Genomic DNA, 2,103 nt, shown 5'->3' on the forward strand with positions numbered 1-2,103 from the left:
CTGAGGGTCAATACCAGAGCCCCCAGATGATAGGGCCACTGTATGCTTTGTCGAGATGCTTTGTCGAGCTATTTTGCCGGTCAGCACCCAGGAGAGAACCAGAGCCAAGATAGCGTGGATCCCTGGAAAAACCGAATCACCGCCCGGTAAACCTGCCAGAGATAGAAAGAAGGGATCCCGGCTGGGAGAAAGTTGCTCAGGTTACCAGCAGCACCTAACCTGCCTCCATCTGGACGGTCAAGGCAAGTGCAATTGTCGGCTAATCCGCACCATCGGCCCCAGTCCCAGTCCCGTTGGGTTCAAAGCCTGCATCTCAAACAAGGCCAGAATGTGGCGCACTTGCAGCTCTGGGCGCGTAGAATTCACCCCCATCGCCACCACCAAGCCGCAATAGCCACCCGTATCCCGGCAACGCCGCTCCCAGCGCTTGCGAGCCATGGAGTGAACGGGATCATCTTCGGGAAACTCTCCAAACAGGTGCAGATCGCGATTGCCCGTTTGCACAATTTCCAAGTCGTAGCGATCGCCATCGAAGGGATCCACCCCTGTGTTGAAACAAACGCCTTGCGGCCCACCTTCCCCACGCAAATTCTCGATGAGCTGCTTTGCTTTTGATCGAGAGGTGCGCACAATCACCACCGGCAGCCCTTCTCCATTTTTCACCAGCTTGCTTTGGGGGAGGGGATGCCATTGCCCCGTGCGCCGCAGCATTTCCACCGTTGTCCACGGCAAGACCCCCAGACCTATCTGCGCCCCTTCCGGCACCAAATCATCCCGCAGCAGGGTTTGGGCAGGTTCTTCCTCCTCCCCTTCCAGCTCCAGCAGCTCTTCGGCCACGTCCGGCAGGGTGCGCACCTGCACCGAAAGGGTTGCTCCCTTCTCTTGGGGGTTGGGAATGCGGTACCGGCCTTGATAGGGTCGAAAGTCATCTTCCAGCTTGCGGTGGTACTGCTTGAAGAAGCGATGCAAGGCTTCCAAGGCCACCGATAAGGCCGCCGCCTCATCCTCCTGCAAAGTCACGCGCAAGCCTTCCAGGGGGTGAATGGTGCCGAAGTTCGGCTCAATTTCCTCGGGATCCAACTCTGCCAAGTCCAGATCCGGCAGTTCGTTGAGTTCAGGATTGCCAGCTTGGAAGGTGAGATAGAGACAATCTTGTCTGAGGAAAGCCTCCTCCATTTCTTCGGGAGTGGCCGGCTGGGCCGCATCCTGGCGAAACTGTTTAAGAGAGGGCAGCGAGCGATAAAAAAGCACCCCATACTCCATGCCCAACCGCCCCATCACCGAGACATAAAGGGTTTGGATGTCCCAGTGATCTAGGTCGATGGCCAAGATTTGGTGATCCTCTAGGTAATCCCAGGGAGCATCTCGCCAGAGGGTAAGGGCTTTGCCGGCCAGCAACTCAACATAGTGTTCCGGCAGAGGGGGAGGGATCCGTTCGTTGGCCTCTTCAAAGCTCTGCAGGATCTCGTCGATTAGAGGCAATTCCGGCTGGCATTCCACCTTAATGTCCAGCTCGTGCAGGATGCCGCGCAAGAAAAATTGCACCTCTCGATCCCGCACGATGATCTTCTGGGGGCGAGCAGGTGAGGCAGCATGGGGCCGCTCCATGGCCACAATCAAGGTTCGCACCATCGGCTCAAAGCCAGAATCGGCGGGCACCACTTCCATGGCCCGTACCACGCCCTGAACGCCATCTACCCAAAGAATGCACTCCCCTTCCGTTTGGGATCCCATGGGTGGCGATCCTGAGAGCTTGTGGCGATCCCCTTCCCACACCGAGGGCACCTGGGGCAGCTTTTGCAATCGACGAACCGTAGCGGCTGGGAGACCGGACATAGACATCCAAGGAGAATCAGGAGAACAACCCAATCGGCTGAGTAGGTATGCCAAACTGAGCAGGGATCGGCCTTGGCCTCCTGTCAACAAGACCCAGGGATCCCGCTAATGCCAATCTAACCACCAGTGTAGAAGCTGAGTTCGGCTTCAGCGAGAGGAGACAGCAGAGCCAAGTTCCATGGCACCAGAAGCTGATGGTCAGATTCGAACTGACGACCGCTCGATTACAAGTCGAGTGCTCTACCAACTGAGCTACACCAGCAATTT

General features: G+C 57.2%; 1 protein-coding gene and 1 tRNA gene. Both read right to left on the minus strand.

Annotated features, from left to right (window positions below; translation table 11 throughout):
• Positions 1-237: 237 nt before the first annotated feature.
• A complete protein-coding gene (locus NW820_RS07940; protein ID WP_414407172.1) occupies positions 238-1,836 on the minus strand; it encodes a DUF6930 domain-containing protein in 1,599 nt (532 codons plus the stop codon).
• A 189-nt stretch (positions 1,837-2,025) separates the two neighbouring features.
• Positions 2,026-2,098 (minus strand) — tRNA-Thr (locus NW820_RS07945).
• Positions 2,099-2,103 lie beyond the last annotated feature (5 nt).

Source organism: Synechococcus sp. R55.7 (assembly GCF_047461955.1).
Classification (GTDB): domain Bacteria; phylum Cyanobacteriota; class Cyanobacteriia; order Thermostichales; family Thermostichaceae; genus Thermostichus.

Excerpts from the sequence above, each read along its gene's own strand:
- NW820_RS07940 (WP_414407172.1), bottom strand. The coding sequence starts at position 1,836 with ATGTCCGGTCTCCCAGCCGCTACGGTTCGTCGATTGCAAAAGCTGCCC.